The 23,973-nt window shown below is 51.0% G+C and carries 16 protein-coding genes, 1 tRNA gene and 1 pseudogene; 12 read left to right on the forward strand and 6 right to left on the reverse strand.

Features of this window, described 5'->3' with window-relative positions:
- Window positions 1-10 precede the first annotated feature (10 nt).
- The 7 genes from HFP08_RS29685 (at window position 11) to ligD (ending at window position 14,910) form a co-directional block, all read left to right on the forward strand.
- Window positions 11-154, forward strand: a complete 144-nt coding sequence (locus tag HFP08_RS29685) for a LamG-like jellyroll fold domain-containing protein (protein WP_206109221.1) — start codon at window positions 11-13, stop codon at window positions 152-154.
- Between the two features lie 158 nt (window positions 155-312).
- The gene (locus HFP08_RS09865) at window positions 313-1,101 is read left to right on the forward strand and encodes a nucleotidyltransferase domain-containing protein (protein WP_168120420.1); all 789 of its coding nucleotides are present in this window, start codon (window positions 313-315) and stop codon (window positions 1,099-1,101) included.
- 186 nt (window positions 1,102-1,287) lie between these two features.
- Window positions 1,288-2,445, forward strand: a complete 1,158-nt coding sequence (locus tag HFP08_RS09870) for a response regulator (protein ID WP_168120421.1) — start codon at window positions 1,288-1,290, stop codon at window positions 2,443-2,445.
- On the forward strand, window positions 2,442-5,492 hold the full coding sequence (locus HFP08_RS09875; protein WP_168120422.1) for an ATP-binding protein: 3,051 nt from the start codon (window positions 2,442-2,444) through the stop codon (window positions 5,490-5,492). Before HFP08_RS09870 ends, HFP08_RS09875 begins: the two co-directional genes overlap by 4 nt.
- A 197-nt stretch (window positions 5,493-5,689) precedes the next feature.
- Window positions 5,690-9,946, forward strand: coding sequence for an S-layer homology domain-containing protein (locus HFP08_RS09880; RefSeq protein ID WP_168120423.1), 4,257 nt, complete (start codon window positions 5,690-5,692; stop codon window positions 9,944-9,946).
- A gap of 188 nt (window positions 9,947-10,134) precedes the next feature.
- A complete protein-coding gene (locus tag HFP08_RS09885; protein WP_168120424.1) occupies window positions 10,135-12,408 on the forward strand; it encodes a carbohydrate-binding domain-containing protein in 2,274 nt (757 codons plus the stop codon).
- A gap of 156 nt (window positions 12,409-12,564) precedes the next feature.
- Complete coding sequence (gene ligD, locus HFP08_RS09890) at window positions 12,565-14,910, forward strand: DNA ligase D (protein WP_168120425.1); 2,346 nt, start codon at window positions 12,565-12,567, stop codon at window positions 14,908-14,910.
- Window positions 14,911-14,917: 7 nt separating this feature from the next.
- Here the strand turns inward: ligD and HFP08_RS29245 are convergent, their stop codons facing one another.
- The 4 genes and pseudogenes from HFP08_RS29245 to HFP08_RS09905 form a co-directional block, all read right to left on the reverse strand.
- Window positions 14,918-15,118, reverse strand: coding sequence for an excalibur calcium-binding domain-containing protein (locus HFP08_RS29245; RefSeq protein WP_240941264.1), 201 nt, complete (start codon window positions 15,116-15,118; stop codon window positions 14,918-14,920).
- A pseudogene (locus tag HFP08_RS29250) lies at window positions 15,104-15,511 on the reverse strand (sporulation protein); the annotation flags it as partial. The gene HFP08_RS29245 and the pseudogene HFP08_RS29250, both read right to left, overlap by 15 nt.
- A gap of 94 nt (window positions 15,512-15,605) precedes the next feature.
- Complete coding sequence (locus tag HFP08_RS09900; protein ID WP_168120426.1) at window positions 15,606-15,914, reverse strand: hypothetical protein; 309 nt, start codon at window positions 15,912-15,914, stop codon at window positions 15,606-15,608.
- Window positions 15,907-16,275, reverse strand: coding sequence for a DUF6864 domain-containing function (locus HFP08_RS09905; protein ID WP_168120427.1), 369 nt, complete (start codon window positions 16,273-16,275; stop codon window positions 15,907-15,909). Before HFP08_RS09905 ends, HFP08_RS09900 begins: the two co-directional genes overlap by 8 nt.
- Window positions 16,276-16,456: 181 nt before the next feature.
- On the opposite strand from HFP08_RS09905, the gene HFP08_RS09910 reads away from it, so the two are divergent.
- The 5 genes from HFP08_RS09910 to HFP08_RS09930 all read left to right on the forward strand — a co-directional run bounded on the left by HFP08_RS09910 (window position 16,457) and on the right by HFP08_RS09930 (window position 22,760).
- The gene (locus HFP08_RS09910) at window positions 16,457-18,418 is read left to right on the forward strand and encodes a sensor histidine kinase (RefSeq protein WP_168120428.1); all 1,962 of its coding nucleotides are present in this window, start codon (window positions 16,457-16,459) and stop codon (window positions 18,416-18,418) included.
- Window positions 18,419-18,489: 71 nt separating this feature from the next.
- Complete coding sequence (locus tag HFP08_RS09915) at window positions 18,490-19,179, forward strand: response regulator transcription factor (protein ID WP_168120429.1); 690 nt, start codon at window positions 18,490-18,492, stop codon at window positions 19,177-19,179.
- Window positions 19,160-20,599, forward strand: coding sequence for a HAMP domain-containing sensor histidine kinase (locus HFP08_RS09920; protein WP_168120430.1), 1,440 nt, complete (start codon window positions 19,160-19,162; stop codon window positions 20,597-20,599). Before HFP08_RS09915 ends, HFP08_RS09920 begins: the two co-directional genes overlap by 20 nt.
- 219 nt (window positions 20,600-20,818) lie before the next feature.
- Entirely contained in the window at window positions 20,819-21,712 is an 894-nt protein-coding gene (locus tag HFP08_RS09925) for an alpha/beta hydrolase (RefSeq protein ID WP_168120431.1), read from the forward strand.
- 1 nt (window position 21,713) lies between these two features.
- Window positions 21,714-22,760, forward strand: coding sequence for a ketoacyl-ACP synthase III (locus tag HFP08_RS09930; protein ID WP_168120432.1), 1,047 nt, complete (start codon window positions 21,714-21,716; stop codon window positions 22,758-22,760).
- Here HFP08_RS09930 and gluQRS read toward each other — a convergent pair.
- On the reverse strand, window positions 22,705-23,691 hold the full coding sequence (gene gluQRS, locus HFP08_RS09935) for a tRNA glutamyl-Q(34) synthetase GluQRS (protein WP_168120433.1): 987 nt from the start codon (window positions 23,689-23,691) through the stop codon (window positions 22,705-22,707). The two genes, HFP08_RS09930 and gluQRS, sit on opposite strands and share 56 nt — an antisense overlap.
- Before the next feature lie 101 nt (window positions 23,692-23,792).
- Window positions 23,793-23,869: transfer RNA gene (locus tag HFP08_RS09940), tRNA-Asp, on the reverse strand.
- Between the last annotated feature and the right edge of the window lie 104 nt (window positions 23,870-23,973).

The raw sequence follows: 23,973 nt of genomic DNA on the forward strand, positions 1-23,973 counted from the left end.
TACAACATCGATTGCGGCCTCGCAGTACAACAACGGACTGAACGTCAACATCGGCCGTCGTCCAAGCGGCGATTTGTACTTCGACGGCAAGATTGATGAGGTGCGCGCCTATGATCGGGCGTTGACCGCTGCAGAGATCGCGGCATTGAATTAGCTGTTTTTCAATAACATAACATGGAAAAGAGCCTCACACGCCTTTGCAAGCGGCGTACGAGGTTCTTTTCCATGTTATAAGCTTCGCTTTTTCACGGAGGGGTATTTCTATACAGAATTGGATGTGCATGTTATATTCTGTTAAAGGAGTTGAACGACGTGAGAGAACATCATCAAGTGGCAGTTAACAATCTGATTGCCCACATCAAGGATCAGAATGAATTTTTGGCCATTATTGTGTCCGGCTCGATAGCCAAAGGAACCGCAAGAGAAAATTCGGATATTGATGTGTATTTGGTCGTTACGGAGGATGCATTTCACGAGAGGAAGCAAGACAATGATTTGTTCTACTTTAATAATGAGCTTTGCGATTATCCCGATGGCTATATTGACGGAAAAATAATAAATATGCGTTTTTTGGAGCAAGCCGTTTTGCGCGGAAGCGAGCCTACAAGAGCATCCTTTGCGGGCTCGATGGTCGTTTACTCAAGATTGCCTGGACTGGAGGCGCTCATTAAACAAATACCTGTCTATCCTGAGCATAACAGGATAAGAAATATAACGGACTTCTATGCGCAAGTGCGCTTATACGGGAATTATTTTGCCAATCAGGCATTGCAGCACGACAATGTTTATTTGGCAAGCCATTCCATCAGCAGCCTGGTGCTGTTCGCATCAAGATTGATTTTGGCTCATAATCGAATTTTGTTCCCCTGTCATAAGTCCTTAATGACGGCGGTGGAGAAAGCGACGGATAAACCGCAGCATTTCATCGAAAGCGCCAATGAAATACTGCGCGCGCCGACGATTGAGAAGGTGAAGGCTTTCGTGGAACAAATTTCTTCGTTTCAGCATTGGGGAATTACCGATAGTCAGGCGGTAAGTATTTTTGTCGAGAATAACGAGTGGAACTGGCTCGAGCAGGAGCCGCCATTACAGGATCGATAAGGCTTTGAACAGATTCGATCGGTTTGTCAAAATTGACTTATTTACGCCCGTGATGAAATTGGCTATGCTCATTTTTGAAAGTGATTTCAAAATAAGCGTGATAAGGAGAAGCATGTTGATTTTAAATTTAAGCTATGATGAGAGGGGCGATAGATTATAATAGAGTAACAAAAGGAGATTGATGCAATGATTCGTGTCATGCTCATAGATGATGAAGAAGATGCGCTGGATTTGCTCAGCATACTGCTGGGGCAAATGGGGGATGTAGCGGTGGCGGGAAGATATATGAATCCCATTCAGGCCCTGGAGGAGCTGGAGGCGACGAGGGATGCCCCTGTAGATGCCGTGTTCCTGGACATTCAGATGCCGGGCATGAAGGGCATGGAGGCCGCCAGGAGAATAAGGGACATGTATCCTGGCATGCTGATTGTATTCACAACGGCGTATGCGGAACATGCGGTCGAGGCGTTCGAAATTCAATCCATCGACTATCTGCTGAAGCCGTTTACGCTGGAACGTTTGCGAATTTCGGTTGACCGCGTGCAGCAATCCCGGTTCGTCCCCGCCGCACAGGACCGTCAGAGCGCAAGTTCCGACCCTGTCGTTCGCTCTATGGGCGGCTTCCAAATTGCAATGCCGGGCGAAGCGAACAAATCGCTGATATGGAAGACGCGGAAGGAAAAGGAGCTTTGCGCGTTTCTGATTCATTATGAAGGAGAAGCCGTGGATACCGCAACGATTATTGAGGCGCTGTGGCCAGGGCATGATTTGAGCAAGGCCAAAACCTACTTGTATACCTGTCTGTCTTATTTGCGGAAAAGCTTGGCGGAGCATCATATCGGAATACATATACGCAAGGCGAATCAAGGCTTCATGGCCGTTTTGAACGAACGGGTTGTCGATGCAATCGCTCTTGAGCAGTTGCTCCAGGACGTGTTTGTTGAAGCAGAGATGGATGAAACGGCTTATGACAAGATCAAGCGAATGTATCGGGGCGATTACATGGAAGCTTGTGATTACGGCTGGGCCGCCGAAAGACAGCTCGCGATAAAAGCTTCCTATGCTCGCGCGCTTCGTAAATGGTGCGATTGGTTCCAAGGCCGGAATAATCTTCGACTTGCGATGGACAGCTTGCAGACGCTGCTCTCGCTTGTTCCGGAATCCGAAAGCGATGGGCGGGAGCTGATCAGGCTTCTTCTTGAAACGGGCAATCGGCATGAAGCTCACCGGGTCTTGCAGCAGTTGGAGCAAGCCGTTCAAATTCAACTGGGTGCAGAACTGGAGGAAGAGACGTTGCGGCTAATCAGGCATATGCAAGACATGGACGAGCGTCGGGTCCGATGAAGAAGTCGGCTGCCGCGGCGTTAATTACGCTCTCGCTGTTAATTGCAACTTACGGCATGCTGTTAACTTATTTTTCCATTCAGAAGAAGCCGATGCCCGAAGCGGTGAACGGCGTTATGGATTTATGGGATTGGCAATTCGAGGAGAACGGAGTCGTTCGGCTGGATGGCGAGTGGTTGTTCTATCCGAATCAATTGCTCACTCTTTCCCCGGCGCTTTCCGCAGCGGGTGGAGAAACGACGCATGAGCTGATTGAAGTGCCCGGATCATGGTCCACGCAGATGAACACGCTTGGCAGGGCCACCTACCGTCTGCGCCTCCGCGTCGATGACGCCAGCGCAATCTATGGCTTGAAAACAGCCTCTATTCTTCTTTCCAACCGTATAATCATCAACGGTCAAGTGGTGGGACAGAGCGGTAACCCGGCTGAGCGCGAACATTACAAAGCGCTGAACAAGCCATATGTCGGTTATTTCAAGCTGCAGCCGGGCTGGAATGATATTCGGGTTGAGGCGGCCAACTACGAATTTCGCGTGGGCAGCGGCATTCGGGAATCCATTCAACTTGGCAAGGCGGATCAAATCGCGAGGCTGCAGGATCGGGCGAAGGCGCATGACTGGATTGCGTTAACCGCCTTCCTCATTATGGGCCTTTATTTTATCGGTTTATTTTCCCAGCGCAGAAATGATCGTTCCCTGGCGGTGTTCGGCGCGGTATGCGTCTTCATCGCCGCCTTCATAAGCGTCAGCGGAGAGCGGGTCTTGTTTGATGTAGTCGGAGCCATCCCCTTCTGGCTTTATTTCCGCCTTCAGATGCTTTTAACTGTTGGCGTGGGGGCGGGATTTTTCTTGTATATTTATACGGCATTTCGGCCTTACAGCTTGGGTTGGCTTACGCGAGGCGGTCTGATAGCAGGGGGAGCTCTGATGGTGCTGCATCTTGGCTTTGCCTCCCATATTACAACGGGGCCTTTCCGTCAATTGACTTCTTTGTATGTAACGTTCGCTCTGCTGTACGCCACCTATGTATTCGTCTATTCGGTTCTGAGCAAGGTCGCGGGCAGCTGGTATTTGGCGGTAGCGGCTATGGCATTGAATGTGCTCGTGCTCAATCAGAATATGAATGTTTATTTCGGCGTGCCCCTTTATTCGCTCCCGCCGATTGAGCCCTTTCTGGTTCTGCTGATGCTGGCGCTGCTGATGTCGCTTCGATTCTCGAACGCCTTCGAGAAAATCGAGGAGTTATCCGGGCAACTGCTGCAAGCGGACAAGCTGAAGGATGATTTCCTTGCTCGCACCTCTCATGAATTCAAGACGCCGCTTCACGGCGTAATGAATATTTCCCGGTCCATGCTGGATGATGCGTCGTACCCGCTGGCGGCCGGACAACGAGAGAAGCTTCAATTGATAACCGACATCACAAGAAAGCTTTCGCAGCTCGTGTACGATATTCTGGACTTATCAAAGCTGAAGCAGGGCGAATTACGAATTGTGCCGTCGAAAATTGATGTTCGTTCCGTAGCGGAGATACAGGTTCGATTCTACGCTTATCTGTGTACGGATAAAGAGATTGAGCTGAAGAATCAACTGCCAGAGAGTCTTCCTTGCGCCTATGCCGATGAAATTCGTCTGAGTCAGGTAATCGGAAACTTGCTCGACAATGCAATTAAGCACACGACTAGCGGAAGCATTGTTATTACAGGACGAGTGCATGAAGGGATGCTTGAAATTGCGGTGCGTGATACGGGCTCGGGCATTGCCGCAGCGGATATTCCATTTATATTCGAACCATTCAAATCGCTTGAAGACAAGCAGAAGCGAGGCTTCGGCTTGGGGCTCCCCATTGCGAAACAACTGGTTGAGCTGCAGCGAGGGACGCTATCGGTTGCCTCCGTGCCCGAAGCGGGCTCTGTTTTCACCTTTACGCTTCCAATTGCCGGCGGGGGGAGCAGGGCGGAAGCTTCCGCTTCTTATACGGATTTACCAATGCCGTCTATGGAAAATGAATTTTCGCTAATTACGCCTCATTATGCGAATGCCGGAGGCAAGCGTACAGTTTTGATCGCTGATGATCAGTTTGTCAATCTGAAGGTATTGCTGGATTTGCTTCAGGCACTCGATTATTGCGTTATTGCCGTTAAGAACGGGAAAGAAGCGCTGGAGCAAATGAACCTCCGCGGCAGGATTGATCTCGTTATTCTCGATTTAATGATGCCAGGCATGTCCGGCTATGAGGTATGTCAGGAAATTCGCAAGCGATATTCGCTGCTTGAGCTGCCCGTGTTAATGGTGACGGCGGCTATCAAGCCGCAGGATAAGGTTGCAGCCTTCCAGGCGGGGGCGAATGATTATTTGCCAAAGCCGTTTGATCTGGAGGAGCTTAAGGCAAGAATCGGAAGCTTGCTCGCCTTGAAGGAGTCGCTGGGTCGGGCGGTGCATATGGAGGTGGCTTTTTTGCAATCGCAGATCAAGCCGCATTTTCTGTACAATGTGTTGAACAGCATTCAGGCATCAAGCTACACGGATGTGGAGCGCGCGCGTAAGATGATTGCCGATCTCGCCAATTATTTGCGCGGGAGCTTCCGCTTCAGCAATGCGGAGCAGGACATTCCGTTCGCAGAGGAATTCGAGCTTATTCGAACGTATGTCGAGATTGAGCGGGCACGCTTCAAGGATCGTATTCGCTTTGAATACGACATATCCGAAGCCGCTTTCGCCTTGCGCATGCCTCCGTTGCTGCTGCAGCCGCTTGTCGAGAATGCGATTCGTCATGGCATCGGCAATCGTCTTGAAGGTGGTACAGTGAAGCTGACGGCGCAGGAGGAGCAGGGGCAGTGGAGTTTTATTGTGACTGATGACGGCGTCGGCATTGATCCCATACGATTGCAGTCTCTGTATGAGCTATCGGGAATTGATCATTCGGAGGGAGTTGGCTTGCCTAACATTAATAAGAGATTGAAATACGAATACGGCGTCTCGCTGGAGATAGAGAGCGAGCTTGACCGTGGGACGAAGGTCATTGTTCGTATTCCGTCTTCAATGGATTAACGAATCATGATTGAAGTGAGCCCCAGGTCTCGTCGATAACCGACGGGGCCTGTTCGTTATGTTGAAATCTGTCGATTTTTAAGGTTTCTTTAAGGTGCTGTCGGTTATGCTGGGTCTGGAGATGCGAACTATGCGATAATGCGACAAATCGGAGAGGAAGATGCAGATTGTTCTCGGCAATAAGCAGGAGAGGGATTATGGAAGGAATGCGAAAAACAGCGTTGTTTATCTTGGCGATCTTGCTTGCGGCACCGCTGCTGTTGAAAGGCAATATGGCTTCGGCGGCCAGCTCCAACTGGCAGTTCATAGATGGCGCGGGAATAAACGGAATCAATGTTGCTCCTGCCAGCAAGGCGGAAAATCCGGCCATAACGGTATGGAACAATGAGGTGTATGCAGCATGGCAGGAACGAGCCTCGGGCACTTCTATCAATCAAATAAGAGTGAAGCAATATAATGATTCGGGCTGGACGAGCATCGACGGCAATGGTACTTATGGATTAAATGTGAATACGGGCAAGGCGGCAACCAGGCCTGCCATGGCCGTTTTCGGGGAAGACTTGTATGTGGCCTGGACAGAACAAAACACGGCGTACTATAACCAGATCAGGGTGAAGAAATTTGATGGAGAAGTCTGGAGCAGCGCAGATGGCGGCGGCTTGAGCGGGATCAATGCGGATGCCTCCAAGAGCGCCGATATGGTTAATTTGACTGTTTATGATAATGCTCTGTACGCGGCATGGTCCGAGGCCGGACAGATTCGGGTCAAGAGCTTTGACGGCGATACATGGACGAGCGTCGACGGCGGTGCGACCGGCTTGAATATTTCGGGCAGTGTTGCGGGCTTTCCTGTAATGACTGTGTTTGGCGACGACTTGATTGCGGCATGGTCCGAGGTATCGGGATCGAATTATCAGCTTCGCGTGAAAAAGTACGACGGAGAGAGCTGGACGACGATCGACGGCGGAGCGACCGGCTTGAATATCGTGAGCTCGAAAAGCGCCGTTTATCCATCGCTCGCAGTGGTTGGCAACGCTTTGTATGCTGCATGGGACGAGCCGACCGGAGGCACGGATAATCAAATTCGCGTGAAAAAATACGATGGAGAAACATGGACAAGCATCGATGGCGGCGGTACATATGGAATAAACGTGAATCCGGCTTTTCGGGGGAATTATGTTGAATTAAAGGTATACAAAAATCAATTGTATGCGATATGGCAAGAGCATACAGGCACAGGAGTCGTATTTAAAATACGCGTGAAGAAATATGACGGAGAAAACTGGACAAGCGCGGAGGAAGGCACAAACGGATTGATTTACAATGTTTCGAGCGCCGCGAATTATCCATCTGCATTGGCGTTAAATGATGTTCTCTATGTAGCTTGGCAGGAGAAGAACAGTGTTGAGACACAAATTCGCGTTGCCTCGTATACAGAGCCGCCGCCGCCGAGCGTAAACAGCGTAAGCGTCAGTCCGAGTACGGCAAGTCTGATGCAGGGAGAGAGCCGGCAGCTCGCGGCTACGGTCGATACGGTGGGCGGAGCGGCAACGACGGTCACATGGACAAGCAGCGACACGGATAACAAAGTGACGGTGAGCGGCTCGGGATATGTAACGGCTGCAGCAGACGCCGCTCCGGGCAATTATGTTATAACAGCGATATCGACTGCGGATAGCAGCAAGTCAGGGACAGCGACAATCACCGTTACGGCCGCGCCAGCCGTAAACAGCGTAAGCGTCAGCCCGAGTACGGCAAGTCTGATGCAGGGAGAGAGCCGGCAGCTCGCAGCTACGGTCGATACGGTGGGCGGAGCGGCAACGACGGTGACATGGACAAGCAGCGACACGGATAACAAAGTGACGGTGAGCGGCTCGGGATATGTAACGGCTGCGGCTGATGCCGCTCCGGGCAATTATGTTATAACAGCGATATCGACTGCGGATAGCAGCAAGTCAGGGACGGCGACAATCACCGTTACGGCCGCGCCAGCCGTAAACAGCGTAAGCGTCAGTCCGAGTACGGCAAGTCTGATGCAGGGAGAGAGCCGGCAGCTCGCGGTAACGGTCGATACGGTGGGCGGAGCGGCAACGACGGTCACGTGGACAAGCAGCGACACGGATAACAAAGTGACGGTGAGCGGCTCGGGATATGTAACGGCTGCGGCTGATGCCGCTCCAGGCAATTATGTTATAACAGCGATATCGACCGCGGATAGCAGCAAGTCGGGGACGGCGACGATTACCGTTACGGCCGCTCCTACCTATTTGCTCGGAGACATCGCGGATCAGACGATGACGGCGATTATACAAGGCTATGCACAAGGCGCGCAAGAAACGAAAACCATTCCGCTCGTAAATACGGGTACAGGAGATTTAATGAATCTGTCGGTTTCACTTGGAGGAGAAGACACAGATAGCTTCACCGTTACGCAGCCGGATTCCACAACCCTGGGCGGCGGAGAATCAACGAGCTTCGATCTTCATGCGAACGACGATTTGCCATCAGGCACTTATACAACCACGGTCACCGTATCCGCGGAACATATGACGCCAGTCACGTTCGACGTTACGCAAGTTGTGAACCTGCCGAACGCCCCGGTCAATCCGCAGAATCTGTCAGCGGTCGGCGGCGACCGATCGGTTTCGCTTAGCTGGGAGTCGGTGTCGGATGCGACGCAATATCGTATTTATATTTCGTTGGATGCCGATCCTGGCAGCAGCGTCGAAATGGCGACGGTTACTTCCTCTACTTACAGCGTTAACGGTTTGTTAAATGGCGTTCATTATTCCTTCTTCGTCAAAGCGGAGAACGCCGGGGGCCTTAGCGGAGCATCAAATGCCGTCAGTGCAACGCCGGCGACGATTCCGGGAACGCCGACTGAGGTAACGGCTGTTGCCGGCAACGGACAAGCCCTTGTCACATTCACGGCCCCGAACGATAACGGCGGAAGTCCGATTACGGGCTATGAGGTGACCTCCGTGCCTGGCAATATTGTCGTAATTGGGGATGCAAGTCCAATTATCATGACAGGCTTGACGAACGGAACGAGCTATACCTTCACGATTAAAGCTATAAATGGCGCGGGAAGCAGCGAAGTCTCCGCAGAATCGAACGCGGTTACTCCTCTCTTGCCCGATACGCCGACCGATCCAACAGATCCAACAGATCCATCCGATACAGAAACACCGAGCGATGAAAGTAACGCAGTGGATATTCTTGTGAACGGGAAGATTGAGACTGCGGGATTCGCGAAAATATCCAAACGAAACAATCAGAGTGAAATCACGATTGTTGTAGACCAGACAAAGCTGGAGGAGAGGCTTGCGGCCGAAGGAACGAAGGCTGTTGTGACGATTCCGATCAATCAACCGTTCGATATCGCGGTCGCCGAGCTTAACGGCGAGATGGTGAAGAGCATGGAGAATAAGGATGCAGTCCTGGTATTCAAGACCGATCAGGCAACGTACACGCTTCCGGCCCAGCAGCTTCATATCGGGGAAATAGCCCAAAAAGTCGTGGCATCTGCGGTATTGCAGGACATTAAGGTGCGAATTGAAATCGCCGTCGTTGCGGGGGATGCATTAAAGCAGGCGGAGAACGCGGCAGCCAAAGGCGGTTTCACGCTTGTCACCATGCCGCGAAGCTTTACGGTAACAGCCGTATATGAGGACAGAACGATTGAATTAGAGGAGTACGACGTTTACGTGGAGAGAACCGTCACGATTCCAGACGGCATTGATCCGACTAAAATTACGACAGGTGTTGTCCTTGAAGAGGATGGGACAGTGCGTCATGTGCCGACGAGGGTACGACTGGTCAACGGAAAATATGAAGCGCAAATCAACAGCTTGACCAACAGCGCGTATGCCGTCGTATGGCATCCGCTCGAATTTGAGGATGCTGCGCAGCATTGGGCGAGGAACGCTATTAATGATATGGGCTCCAGGATGGTTGTGGATGGAACAGGCAAGGGGATGTTCGGCCCCGATCTGGCCATTACTCGCGCCGAATTCACGGCGATCATTGTTAGCGGACTAGGCCTCAAGCTGGAGAAGGGAGCAACGCCGTTCTCGGATGTATCGTCCGACGACTGGTACAGTCGCGCGATTTATACGGCTTACAGGTACCGCCTCATTAGCGGTGTGGAGGATGGAAGCTTTCGACCGAATGAACAATTAACGAGGGAGCAGGCTATGGTAATACTGTCTCGGGCAATGGTAATAACCGGCCTGAAGGAGAAGCTGTCCGAGCAAACTGAGGCTTCATCTCTTCGCATATTCCAGGATGCGGAGGAGGTGTCCGCTTGGGCGCAAAGCGCCGCCGCCGACAATGCGCAAGCCGGCATTGTAGTGGGTCGAGGCGATAACTTGCTTGCGCCGAAGAGGGCTATTACACGGGCCGAGGTTGCCGTAATGATAGAGCGCTTGCTGCAGAAATCGAATTTGATATAGGGTAGCGAAGAAGTAATTGTGAACGAGAGGAGCATCTGTCTGCGGATGCTTCTTTTTTTGCATTCGGAGCTTTATGCGCGGTTCGAGGATAAGGAAGCGGCGACTGACAACAACTTAAGATTGGTTTAAGATTCGCTGTTTATGATGGGTGTAGCCCAAATCTTAACCAATTGGAAGGAAGTGTCTTCATGAAACACCAGAGAAAATTATCATTTTTGCTTGCTGCAACTCTTGCCATACCCGGCGCAGCCGGAGCGGCAACCGTTGCATCAGCGGCAACCGTTGCTGCGGAGGATGAAACGGTTATCCAACTCTCCGACAGCTCTGTAACGGTGGATGGCGTCTTGGCTTCGACAAGCTCAAGCTCGGCAGTCTATACGAGCGATGACATCGTATACTACGAGGAAGGGACTGACGACACCTATGGCGAAGGCGCCGCGGGAGATGCGCATAGCGCGGAGGAGGCTGACGCCCATACGGTAGTTACGATTACGGAGCCAGGCACTTATCGCGTTTCCGGCGAGCTTTCCGCCGGACAGCTTGCAGTTGATCTTGGAGAGGATGCCGAGTCGGATCCTTCGGCGCGAGTTACGCTTATACTTGACGGCGTGGATATTACGAATACGGTTGCTCCGGCTGTCATTTTTTACAGTGTGTACGAGCCTTACAGCGCAAGCGAAGATACGCAAGGCACGGTCGATTTGACCGATGCCGGCGCGCAAGTCATCTTGGCGGATGGATCCATTAACGAAGTGTCAGGCTCCTATGTGGCGAAAATATATAAGGAAGGCACAACGAAGAAGCTGCATAAGTATGACGGAGCCTTCTATTCGAAGATGTCCATGCGCATCGACGGAGAAGCCGAAGGAGACGGCGAATTATATATTGAAGGGGAGAATGAAGGACTGGATTCCGAGCTGCATCTGAGCATTGACGGAGGTCATGTGTATATCGAATCTCAGGATGACGGCATTAATACGAATGAAGACGGCATTTCGGTTACGACAATCAACGGCGGTTATCTCCATGTCAATGCAGGCCTTGGGGCAGAGGGCGATGCTATCGATTCCAATGGCTACTTGACGATTAACGGAGGAACTATCGTGACGATGGCGAGCGATCACAGTCCCGACGGCGGAGTAGACGCCGACAAGGGCATTGTCATTAACGGCGGAACGGTAATTGCATTCGGCACGCGGAATGATGCGACGGAAGCAGATTCCCTTCAACCGTTCATCGAGCTTTCCTTCGCGACCACTCAGGCAATTGGCACGGAGGTTGTCCTGAAGGATGCGGATGGAAATGTGTTGTTGGATCACACAGCAGAGAAAGCTTTCCAAAGTCTTACGTTCTCCTCCGATGAGCTGGAGCTTGAGAAAGCCTATCAGTTATACATGAACGGTGTACAACAGCAATATACAGGTAATTCATTCGGTATGGGCGGAGGCTTCGGTGGTGGAATGCCGCCAGAAGGCGGATTCCCTGATGGAGAAATGCCCGAAGGAGGCTTCGGCGGCGGCACGCCTCCGGAGGGATTCCCTGATGGAGAAATGCCCGAAGGAGGCTTCGGCGGCGGTACGCCTCCAGAAGGAGGAATGGGCGGTTTTACTCCCGGGATGGATGGAGAACAAACAGATGTGAATGCTGCAGCTTCTTCCGACTTTATTATTACGAGCACTACACATAGTTTCTCGGGTATATCCGAGGCTACGGATGCAGTTGGCAAGACGGTGGCAACCTTCACTATCAATGATGGACAAGGTATTGCGAATGTCGCTTCAGGAGAAACGGCATTGCTGGAGCAAATTAAGGCGAACATGGATGTTCCGGCATCGGACATTCAAGTTACCATTACAGATGTACCATCAGAGAACTTTTCTGAGACGGGCTTATTATCAGAGCTGCAAGACGATTTCTCGCAGATTATGCCAACTGAGGATGGAATCTATCGTTTGACTGTGGCAGTAGTTAGCTCGAATGAAACGTATACGGGTGTATCGCAGTCTTACTTTACCATTGGCGGATTGCCATTCACGGATGTCAGTCCTGTCAGCGAGCTTTATAGCGCTGTGAAGAAACTGTACGAGAGCGGCGTTATGATTGGAACGGGCGCAACCACATTTGATCCGAATTCGGCAGTCACCCGAGCGACGGCCATTACGACACTTGGACGACTTCTCGGCGTAGAAGAAGCAGCCGACAACAGTTTTACAGATGTGAAGCAAGGCAGCTGGTATGCGGGCTATGTAGGCTGGGCCGTATTGAACGCTATCGTCCAGGGAGATGGCGCAGGAAATTTCATGCCTGATCAAGGCATAACCGCAGAACAGATGAAGCTTATTCTGGAACGTTATGCAGCGCTAAGCGATGTGACGTGGCAATCGGCCGCACTGGAGGGCGGCAACAGCAGCCGAGTATTAACCCGTTCTGATTTGGCTCTCATACTGTCGTCTATGCAATAGGCAAGTTTGATGGCATGTTTGCAACACATTCAAATAAGTGAAAGAAAGCAAGCTCCCGATGACCTGAGGTCATTCCGGGAGCTTGCTTTTTTCGAATCATGCCCCTCCCGAATACAAAAGCTTCTAATGGAAATAATAGCCTTCTGAGGTGAGGGTATGACGGATAAGCTGAGCAGATACAAGCAAAAAAGAAATTTCGAAAAAACATCGGAGCCGGAAGGTGCGCAGGCAGGCTCGGAGGAAAGGCTGAGATTTGCCGTTCAGCATCATATGGCCCGAAGAGAGCATTACGATCTGCGCCTGGAATGGGGAGGCGTTCTGCTGAGCTGGGCGGTGCCGAAGGGACCGTCGTACAATACGAGGGACAAGAGGCTTGCCGTTAGGGTTGAGGACCATCCGCTGGATTACAGAAACTTTGAGGGCATGATTCCAAAGGGGCAGTACGGCGGCGGGATCGTGATGCTTTGGGATGAAGGGTATTGGGAACCGCTTGGCAACGTAGAGGAAGGGCTGCGCAAGGGCGAGCTGAAATTCCTGCTGAGCGGAAGGCGTCTGAAGGGGAGGTGGGTACTCGTTCGGTGGAACGCAAAATCGGATAAGGAGAAGGATAACTGGATATGGATCAAAGAAAGGGATGAGTTTGTCCAAGCGGCAGACGGAATTTCCGAATTCAGTACCAGTATCAGGACCGGACGCACGATGGCGGAGATCGAGGCGGGGGATGAAGAGAAATTGGCGAAGAATCCTTTCAACAAAGCGGAGGTGCAGCTTGCCAAAAGGGTTGATGCGATTCCGGCGGACGAGAATTGGCTCTATGAGCTGAAGTACGACGGCTACCGAATCATGGCGTTTGTCGAGGGAAACGGCGTTCGGCTGATTACCCGCAACGGCCATGATTATGCGAGTCGCTTTCCTACTGTTGCGTCAACCCTTGCCGACCTTGCCGCCGGCAGAGCAATGGTGCTGGACGGCGAAATGACCATGACGGACGAAGCGGGGAAATCCGATTTTCAGGCGCTGCAGAGCTATCTGAAAAATTCGAAGGCCGGGAATCTGACCTATATCGTATTCGATCTTCTTGCGCTCGACGGCATGGATATTCGGAAGCATCCTCTAACGGAGCGAAAAGAACGGCTTGAAGCCTTGATGAAAAATGCTCCGCGAAGCCTTTATTTCAGCCGGCATATCAGAGGAAGCGGGAAAGAAAGCTTTGCCGCGGCCTGCAAAGCGGGAATGGAGGGAATCATCGGCAAAAAGCCGGATTCGGTCTACAGCGGCGCTAGAAACGGCGACTGGATCAAGCTGAAATGCGAGAACAGGCAGGAATTCGTTATTGGAGGATACTCGCTTTCCGACAAAAAAACGAGCGGAATCAGCTCGCTTCTACTGGGCGTCTATGAGGAGGATGAACTCATCTATGCAGGGCGTGTCGGAACGGGCATGAGCGAGGCCGACATGAAAGCGCTCAGAGCATTATTCGAGAAGCTGGAGCGGCCGAACTCTTCTTTCTCGTTTCCGCCTAAGCCAAGAGGGAAGGAAAAGCTAACATGGCTTGACCCCGAGTTGTCGGCGGAGATCAAATTTGCCGAGTGGACGAAGGATCATCTCATCAGACAAGGGAGCTTCAAAGGCATAAGGAGCGATAAGAACCCCATGGTTAATAAAAGGGAAATTGAAGGCGTGAAAATATCCAATCCGGACAAGGTGTTGTTCGACGATCCTCCGATTACGAAGGAAGACGTGGTTCGGTATTATGAGAAGATTTCGGAGCGGATGCTGCCCTTTGCGAGCCGCAGGATTCTGTCGATTGTGCGTTGTCCGAAGGGAGTTTCGCAGACCTGCTTCTATAAGAAGCATCCCGATAAGGACAAAGCCGGAATCGTCAACATACCCATAACGACTCCCAGCGGTAAAACGGAGTTATACTTCTATCTGGAGAACGCAACCGGACTCCTGTCCGAGGCGCAGATGGGCACGCTGGAATTTCATATTTGGGGAAGCCGTGTCGACGAGCTGGAAAAGCCCGATATGATGGTATTCGATCTCGATCCGGATGAGGGACTCGGCCTGGAGAAGGTCAGGCAGGGGGCGAGGGATGTGAGAAGCATTCTAAGAGAGCTCTCGCTTGAGGCCTATCTTAAAACGAGCGGAGGCAAAGGGTATCATGTTGTGGTTCCTATGAAACCGGTTATGGAATGGGGGGCATTTCACGATTTTGCGAGGCGCGTTGCCGAGGTCATGGAGCAGAAGTGGCCTGACCGCTATACCAGCAACGTCAGAAAGGCTAACCGCGCCGGCAAGATATTCATTGATTGGATTCGTAATGGAAGAGGGGCTACCAGCATCGCCCCCTATTCCTTAAGAGCGAGAAAGGGAGCAAAGGTGTCCATGCCGATCTCGTGGGAAGAGCTTGACAGCATTGCCCCTGACGGCATCCATTTGGCGGATGCGCTCAAGCGGCTTGGCGGCGACGATCCGTGGAAGCATTTTTTCGAAATATAGGAATGAATCAGGTTTCGCAGGCGATACCGTCGCCGTCACGATCCAGCTTAGCGCTGTAGCCGGGATCGCCTCTGTAGAGCGGAGCGGCTCCCGCTGCGCGAACAGCGGCGCAGTTGGCATAAACGATCTGATCGTCTATGGTCGAATCGAGCGGAGGAGCGCTGCTCTCCGGGAACAGATTTCCCGGTTTGCCGACGACGAACAGAATGCGGGTTCCGTCCGGATAATCGGATAACTGGCTGCCTACCCAGCTGCCCGCTCCGCGATTGTCGCCAGCATCGATATAGGCCACGCTTGCGCCTTCTCCGCCCTCCTTGCACATCGCCATGGGCCACTCGTCCCGATCGTAGCCCTCCCGAGTCTCGATGCCTGCGAGCGATTGCTTCCGATTGTCCTCCGCGCCGTCCCGATCGATCGTGCAGACGGCAGCATAGCCTTGCGCGATGGCTCCGTTTATATGCAGCGCTGTTTCAGGAAAACGGTCGCTTGGAAACACAAGCTTTGCGTCGTAGACGTCGCTCCCCGTCCTAGCTTCAAGACGGCATCCTCCAAGCAGAATTATGGCGCACAGCGCTGTCAACAAAACTTTTCTCACTATCATCGTCCCTTTTCGTGATGTTAGAATCAGCTTACACCAAATTGCTGCGCATGGCGACCAGGAATTAGCGCCCGCGCCGGAATCTATTATTCGTCATTTAGTTCTCCTTCGAGCGCGACCCTATCAAGTAACCGATAATCGTGGATTCGACCGGGAGTACGACTAATGTCCACATTTCCTTTAAACCGAAGTCGGGAGAGCGGAAGGTTTCCGGCGTCAGCGTATAGACGAGCGCGATGAGAAGAACGAGCAGGGCGATCGAGCCTGTGATATACAAACGGACGTTGTCGCCCGATCCGAAAAATTTTCCCAGAAAGCCAAGCTCCGCCTTGCGTTTCTCGTTTTCCGCGTTTGCCGCTATAATTTTGGTGGCTACCTTGGGATCTTGAATTTCCAGTTTATTCATGCGACGGGACCCCCTCGCTTGCATAAAACGTAAATGTCAACGCCCAGGAAGAAGCGTCCCGATTAACGGTAATCTCATAGCGCAATGAAAGCTTGCGATTGTGCATAACGCCGAGATGAAGCATCTCAGAGCTTCCGATCGGCTTGCCTCTTGGGAAGTTGACGCAAGTAATTCGCACTTCATTGTAGGCGACAAGTCGGATATCTGTCGTGAAATCATTCCGCTCCTGTTCGTATTCGATGCAAAAAACAAAAGTAAGCGGATCGTTTTCCTCCGATAATACGATTTCTATCGGATTCATCTCATAGGCGGATACTCTCCCATGATAGACGACCTCGAAGCCGCCGGATGTTATTTTCATTCTGATCCCTCCAAAACGATTTTGATTTCTTGCAGTCTTCCTTCTATTCTACGAACGCTGTTGCGAGGACATGACAATCTCCGTTGCTATAATCAGGACTAACTTTTATCATAAAGCAGGGATTTTGTCGGTTTATATCGAATTTTATAGCTAGAATACCAGACCTGAGGAGAGTTAATTGTTGAGAAGATCCCGGATTTATTTCATTCTTGTCTTTGTTCTTGTCGCGAGTGCGCTTACTATTTATTATGTTCATGATACGAAGGAACGGGCATGGGTGGAGGACGGGGTTCTGGATCTTTCCTCTATGGCGTACGATTACAACGGAACAATTGCGCTTAATGGAGAGTGGGAATTCTATTGGAATCAATTGTTGACCCCTGCGGATTTCGAACTGCAGAAGCCAGAGCCTCGCTATGCGAAGGTTCCCGGATCGTGGGAGCATGATCTGGATGGCAATACCTACAATTCCAAGGGGATAGCCACCTTCCGAATGACGATAGAGAACCTGCCGGAGGACAGTCGTTATTTTGGCTTGAAGAAGGCCAATGTAAGAACCGCGACCAGAATCTATGTGAATGGGGAATTGGTGCTTGAGGACGGTAAGCCGGCTGTGCAGGCTCAAGATAATATTGGCAGCAATCAGTCGAAGATCGTTTATTTCGAGATTGAAGGCCGAACGGCAGAAATTATTATTCAGGTAGCCAATTATGATTATATTATCGGAGGCATCGCCAAGCCTGTCACGTTTGGCGAGCAGCAGCCATTAATGCATATGCATTACCATCAGTTTCTCTTTGAATATACAATGATTCTGATCGTTTTAATCATTGGCTTGCTTTACTTATTCTTGTTTCTGGTCAGCAAGAGCTTCCGCAGCAGAGAGCCAGTCGCATTGTCGCTTGCGCTGAGCTGTCTCTTCTACGGGGCGATGAGCAGCACTTACAGCGAGCGCGTTCTCAATTTGTTCTATCCCCACGCCTCCATTAACTTTAATTTTCGATTTGGACATTTGATGTCCGTGCTTTCCGTGATCATGGTGCTGTTCGTTATTAATAAAGTCAATCCTCGCTATTTGTCCAATCGCATACGGAACGGAATGACAGGCATTTATTCAACCTTTATCGTGTTGATCTTCGCGTTTCCTTTGGAAATGTATATGCCGAGCATTGCATTCTATCTGATCCTCACGATTGCATCGTTTTTGGCAATCTTGCTCAGGGTGGTCATTCTGTACTTTAAAGAACCCGAAACCAAGAGCGGCAATCTGGAAAATAGAACAATTATTTTCGCGATTTTTTGTGTGATTTTGTATTGGTTCGATGACAGCTTGTACAGCTTCGGCATTAAGGATAATATGTATCTCTCCTTCTTGTCGGTTGCCGTATACAGCTTATCGCTGGCAGGTCTGCTCATTGCGAGGTATGTCTCTTCGTACAGGAAGAATGAAGAGCTTACGGAGAAGTTAATCGATGCCTTCACGACCCTGGATCAGACAACGAAGGAAGCGGAGAGGCACGAGATCGCCTTTCTGCAGGCACAGATCAAGCCGCATTTTCTGTTTAATGCCTTGAACAGCATCATCAGTCTGTGCTATACGAACGGAGCGCGCGCGGCGAAGCTGCTTACAGAGCTTTCGCAGTATTTGCAGAGATCGTTCGGCGTCAATCTGAGCTCGGATTTTGTTACCATTGAGAATGAATTGAAGCTGATCGAGGCCTATGTGGAAATTGAGAAGACAAGGTTCGGGGATCGAATCTCGGTAAGCTATGACATCGACGAGGACGCCCTGCCTTTGAAAATCACGCCCCTGGTCATTGAACCGCTTGTCGAAAACGCGATTAGGCATAGCGTCTTGCAGTTGAAGAGCGGCGGACAAGTGAAGCTGTCAATTAAGAAGAGGGAGGGCATGCTTTGCATTTGTGTCGAGAATAATGGCAGGGGAATGGATGCTCGTACCCTGGCTCAAATTCAGGATGAAGAGAGTGATCGCATTTCGTCAAAAGGACATGGCATCAGTCTGAAAAATATTAATGCGAGATTATACAGCTTCTATGGCGTCAAGCTGGATTTTCAAACAGAGACTAACGGCACGAAGGTGTGTATCGAGATTCCCGCTGTCACCGATGAGCCTCTTGATTAAGGGTAACAAGTGTGGCTTCAACTATAATGCCGGGACGATGCAGCAAATTAATCATTAAAGAGGTAGCAGGGATGAAGAAGAAAATTCTTATTGTGGAAGATGAAGCGAATATCGCCATGGTGTTGAAAGCCTTTTTGACAAATGCGGGATTTGCGGTGGAGCAAGCGTATAGCGGCGAGCAGGCTATGAATTTATTTGAAACATGGGAGCCGTCTCTTGTAATGCTGGATGTTATTCTGCCAGATAGGGACGGTTGGTCTATTCTTAAGGAAATCAGGAAGAAGAGCGCTTGTCCGGTCATAATGCTTACCGCTTTAAGCGATATCCATTATCGATTGGAAGGACTCAATGGCGGCGCTGACGATTATTTAACAAAGCCTTTCATCGGAGAGGAAGTAGTCGCTCGCGCTCGTGCCGTACTTAGGCGATTGCCTCAGTTGGCGACAGAAAAAACAGCTATTTTCGGCAGTCTGAGGGTTGATTTTATCGGGAACAAGGTTACGCTGCATGGCAAGCCTGTCCACATGACCCCAAGGGATTTATCGCTGTTCCTATTCTTGACGAGCCATCCGAACCAAACCTTTGATCGCGATCAATTAATAGACGCCGTATGGGGAGTCGATTATGTCGGGAGCGACCGTGCTGTTGATATGGCAGTGAAGCGGATTCGCCAGTCTCTTGCTGAATGGTCCTCGGATGAAGGAGATATTATTACGCTGAAGAGATTGGGGTATCAATTCCATGTCAAAACAAGAGCGTAAAAGCATTCTCTACTATTGGTCGATTCGATATTTTGTCATTCTATTTATAAGCATTATGGCACTTGGCTTGCTTGCGATGTATGCATTCTATCAAGCTTCTCTGAACAGTCAGCGTCATCGTTTGGAGAGTATGTCCGGCGATCTGGCGGCTATTGCCGCCGACAATGGAGGGAAGCTTCCTGATGTTCCGAGCATGGCGCGTTTCCTGGAAGATATCGCGGCTTCGTATGATTTGACGGACAGGCCCATCATGTTCATTCTTGATCAGGATGGCAATATTGTTCAACAATTTCCTGAAAACCCTCCCGAGGAGACGCAGCAAGTCTCGAGAAGGCTGTCGGAGATTACGACGAAGGTTCCGCATACGATAAAACTGAAATCGTCAGAGGATAAGGAGCCATATCTGGCAAGCATACATCCAATAAGGACAGAAGACTCTGTTGCTGGTTATGCCCTGTATGCGGCTATCGAACATAACGCGCTCGACGGCATGTTCGCCTTCAGATATCCAAGGTGGATCCTCCTGTCATCATTTTTGTTAATCGGCTGGTGCATCGTCTACATGATGATGCGGCGTTTAATCAGATCCATTCAAGAAGCGGCTGGCGCAGCGCAGCAAATCGTAGCCGGAGACTATCAAATCCAATTCGAAAAGTCGTATAAAGAGAAGGAGCTTTACGAGCTGACGCATTCATTCAAGACAATGGCGGATCGGCTGAGCCGGCTGGAAGCGCTCCGAACGCAATTGCTAGCCGGTGTCACGCATGAATTCAAAACGCCTGTTACATCCATCAGCGGCCTCATTCAGGCTGTGAGGAAGAAAGTGGTTAGAGGTAAGGAAGCGGAGTTGTTCCTGGATCATTGCCTCAATGAATGCAATCGATTGCAGAAGATGGTAGAGGATCTGCTGGATTTCAACAGCTTCGCATCCGGTTCGATTAACGTGAATAACGAAATAGTGCATTTGGAAACAGTCGTTGCGGCTATATTGTCAAGATGGCGTTACGGGCAAGATGGAGCGACGATCGAGGTTGTCATGGAAACAACAGGACTTGAGGCGAATCTGCATGTATCCACGGACCCGTCGCGTCTCGAACAGATTCTTATTAATCTGTTGAATAATGCGAGGGACGCGTTGGCTGAAGGCGGATTAATCGTTGTTCAACTCATTTCAGATCCCTTGCATTGCCGTATCCGGGTTCGAGACACTGGCTGCGGGATACCGGCAGAAGAGCAGATTGATGTGTTCGAACCGTTCTTTCGCGGATCAGGCAAGAAAACGCGCGTTCATGGACTTGGTCTTGGCTTGCCCTTTACACGAATGATCGCGCATTCCATGGGCGGGGATTTGCAATTAACGGAAAGCTCCCCGAGCGGGACGACCTTTACGCTTGTCATTCCGGCAAGTCATGGGAGCTAAGGCAATGCACTGGCCAGGATATCCATTCTGTCAGCCGGGGGATTGTCTTTTTTTTGGCCAAAATACCCCATTCGCGAATGTTCTGTCATTTGACTGACACGCTCGGATGCTAGCATAAGAGCAGTGACCAGGATCGCGGTCCGGAAAATGAGAAGAATGTACTATTAAATGGCGGTCAATGACAATGAACAGAGAAATAAACAAGAAGGTTGTGGATGTATGAATATGTGGATGGTTTACCTGCCGCTAGCTATTCTGATTGCAATTTGTTCGATTTCATTCCTAGTTGTATGGAAGCTGATGCATCCTTCGAGAAAGCCGATTCAATTGCCGAGCGATGTGGCTGATTTGAACTACGAGCCTATTGCTTTCCGAAGCCGCGATGGCGCTGTAGCGCTAAAGGGCTGGTTTCTTCCTGCTGCGGAAACTCCCAAGATGACAATTATCTTTGCGCATGGCTATAGGGGTAACCGCCTCCAGAACAATGTAGAAGCGCTAGATTTGGCCGTGGAGCTCGTTCATCGGAATTACAACGTGGTCATGTTCGATTTCCGCAATTGCGGCGAATCCGATTCCGGCATTACGACAATCGGCCTGGATGAGCAGCAAGATATTCTGGGCGCAATCGATTGGTGCAAGGCTTATCATGCGGAGCCGATCGGCTTAATCGGATATTCGATGGGAGCTGTCGCCGCTATTCTGGCTGCTGCCAAGAGCGTCGAGGTATCGGGAGTTATCGCAGACAGCCCGTTCAGCGACCTGAACCGGTATTTACTCGATAATCTGTCGGTATGGTCCAAGCTTCCGAAATATCCTTTCTCGCCGCTGATGGTGTTCTTCATTCGATTCGTGATGAGGAAGAATCCGCAGCATGTGAAACCGATCGTTTCCATTCAGGACATATATCCAAGGCCGGTCTTATTCATTCATGGCGATCAGGACGATGCTATCCCTTGCTCCAACAGTGAGAAGATGTGCGAGCGGCATGCAGACGCGTTCACCTATTGGAAGGTTCCGGGGGCCAAGCATACCGGTTCGTATAAGCTGTTTCCGCAGGAATACGCGAAACGGGTCGTACATTTTTTTGATAATCTGTCGGGAGGGCGTATCTAGCATGGGATCGAAAAGTAGAATTACCGGCATAGGCAGTTATGTTCCTTGCAAGATATTGGCTAATGCCGAATTGGAAACGATGGTCGATACCAACGATGAATGGATCGTTCAGCGAACAGGCATCCGTGAAAGGAGGATTGCCGCGAAGGAAGAATTCACGAGTCACATGTGCATTAACGCAATTGATAATCTTATCCATAAATATGATGTTTCGGTTCTGGACGTGGATATGATCCTGGTCGCTACCTACACGCCGGACTTCCATGCGCCCTCCGTCGCTTGCTTGATCCAGCAGCATTATGGCATTCCTGCGACGGGGACGTTGGATCTGAACGCGGCATGCGCCGGTTTTATGTACGCCATGAATGTGGCGGATGGATTAATAACGTCGGGGCTAAACAGAAAAATATTAGTTGTTGGAGCAGATACGGCTTCCAAAATTACGGATTATACGGATCGTTCCTCCTGCATTCTATTCGGAGATGCCGCAGGCGTCATTTTGATGGAACGAACAGAGGAAGCGGGCGCCTGTATCGCGCGACATTTCGGAGCTGATGGCAGTGGCGGCATTCATCTCTACCGGACAGGGCTGCGAAGTGAAATGACGGGCAAGAAGCTGACAGGAGGCGGCATGCTGATGCAAAATGGGCGGGAGGTATACCGCTTTGCGGTCGGTACGGTGCCGATCGGCGTGCGCAAGCTGCTGAATCTGGCCCAATGCGGCGTTCAAGAGATTGATTGGTTCATTCCGCACAGCGCGAATCTAAGGATAGTCGAGTCGCTGTGCAAAAAGACGGGACTTCCGATGGAGAAGACATTGACCAGCATGGAGTATTACGGTAATACATCCGCTGCCAGCATTCCGCTTTCCCTGAGCAAAGGAGTGGAGGCGGGTCAAGTTAAGGAAGGTGATCGATTGCTTCTATTCGGTTTCGGCGGAGGCTTCACTTATGGCGGGATGATTGTCAACTGGACGTTGCGCTGTTGTCGATCTAACCGCCGAACAGCCAGGCTTCCAATTCTCGGTCGAAGATCAAGGGGCTGTTGATCTTGGTCTTGATCGGACCAAATAAGGAGATTAGCTCGCTTGCGTGCAGCTCCCGAGGCTGATCGATCCAGCCGGCAAGCGAGGCGAGCGCGCCAACGAGCCGTTCAGGCCTGACGCCGCGTTCTCTCAGAGAAGCGAGGGTCAGCGATTTGTCGCGCTTCGACAACCGCTCGCCGGATGCGTCCGCAATGAGCGGCACATGCGCGAAAGCGGGAGCATGCAAGCCGAGCGCTTCGTATAGCGCAAGCTGCCGCGGCGTTGAGTCGAGTAAATCTGCTCCGCGAAGCACGTCGGTGATAGCCATCGCAGCATCATCGACCGTTACTGCAAGCTGATAGCTGAAGATGCCGTCCGCGCGGCGCACGACGAAATCACCTAGCGATTCGCAGTCGAATCGGAGATTTTCACCGCTTAGCGAGTCCCGGAACTGGCAAGCGGGGCTGGATGCCGGCATGAAAAAACGCAGCGAAGGCGATTTGTCCGCCGCTTTCGCCGCTTGCTCCGCCTCGGTAAGATGGCGGCAAAAGCCTGGATATGCCGGGCCTTCGGAGGACAAACCATGCGGCGCGCTAGCGAGCTGTGCCAGATCCTTCCGGCTGCAATAGCAAGGATACAGCATGCCGGACGAAATAAGCCTCGCAAGCGCCTCTTCATAGAGGTTTTCCCGCTCGCTCTGTGTGTACGGGGCGTAGGCGCCTCCCAGATCGGGTCCTTCATCCCAGTCGATCCCGAGCCATTTCAAGTCTTGGAGCTGAAGCGAGACCCATTCTTGTCTGGATCGCGGCTTGTCGATATCCTCAACGCGAAGCGCGAATTCTCCGCCGGCTTGGCGAATTTGCAGCCAGGCCGCGAGCGCCGTGAAGGCGTTGCCCAGATGCAGCAAACCGGACGGCGTAGGTGCGAATCTGCCCCTGCGGGTCGTGTGATTCATAAAATCGGCTCCTTTCAAACGATCAGGTTGTCGGCAGATGCAACAAAAAACAGAGCAGCTCGGCTACTCTGTTGAAAGTAATGGTAGTGTTGAAGGTTGAATGGCGGAGCCGACGGGATTCGAACCCGCGGTCTCCTGCGTGACAGGCAGGCATGTTAGGCCTCTACACCACGGCTCCTCATTTTCAAACGCTTCTTGAACACAAGAAATATCTTAGCATGAATGCTTGTTCGTTGACAAGCTTTTTTTTTTGAACATTAATACATGTAATCGACATCTCCT

Origin of the sequence: Paenibacillus sp. HB172176, assembly GCF_011947265.1 — a bacterium.
Classification (GTDB): Bacteria; Bacillota; Bacilli; order Paenibacillales; family Paenibacillaceae; genus Pristimantibacillus.

Bases quoted from the DNA above. Each gene is read 5' to 3' on its own strand.
- HFP08_RS09870 (WP_168120421.1), top strand. From the start codon at position 1,288: ATGATTCGTGTCATGCTCATAGATGATGAAGAAGATGCGCTGGATTTG.
- HFP08_RS09875 (WP_168120422.1), top strand. From the start codon at position 2,442: ATGAAGAAGTCGGCTGCCGCGGCGTTAATTACGCTCTCGCTGTTAATT.
- HFP08_RS09880 (WP_168120423.1), top strand. From the start codon at position 5,690: ATGGAAGGAATGCGAAAAACAGCGTTGTTTATCTTGGCGATCTTGCTT.
- HFP08_RS09885 (WP_168120424.1), top strand. From the start codon at position 10,135: ATGAAACACCAGAGAAAATTATCATTTTTGCTTGCTGCAACTCTTGCC.
- ligD (WP_168120425.1), top strand. From the start codon at position 12,565: ATGACGGATAAGCTGAGCAGATACAAGCAAAAAAGAAATTTCGAAAAA.
- HFP08_RS09900 (WP_168120426.1), bottom strand. From the start codon at position 15,914: ATGAATAAACTGGAAATTCAAGATCCCAAGGTAGCCACCAAAATTATA.
- HFP08_RS09905 (WP_168120427.1), bottom strand. From the start codon at position 16,275: ATGAAAATAACATCCGGCGGCTTCGAGGTCGTCTATCATGGGAGAGTA.
- HFP08_RS09915 (WP_168120429.1), top strand. From the start codon at position 18,490: ATGAAGAAGAAAATTCTTATTGTGGAAGATGAAGCGAATATCGCCATG.
- HFP08_RS09920 (WP_168120430.1), top strand. From the start codon at position 19,160: ATGTCAAAACAAGAGCGTAAAAGCATTCTCTACTATTGGTCGATTCGA.
- HFP08_RS09925 (WP_168120431.1), top strand. From the start codon at position 20,819: ATGAATATGTGGATGGTTTACCTGCCGCTAGCTATTCTGATTGCAATT.
- HFP08_RS09930 (WP_168120432.1), top strand. From the start codon at position 21,714: ATGGGATCGAAAAGTAGAATTACCGGCATAGGCAGTTATGTTCCTTGC.
- gluQRS (WP_168120433.1), bottom strand. From the start codon at position 23,691: ATGAATCACACGACCCGCAGGGGCAGATTCGCACCTACGCCGTCCGGT.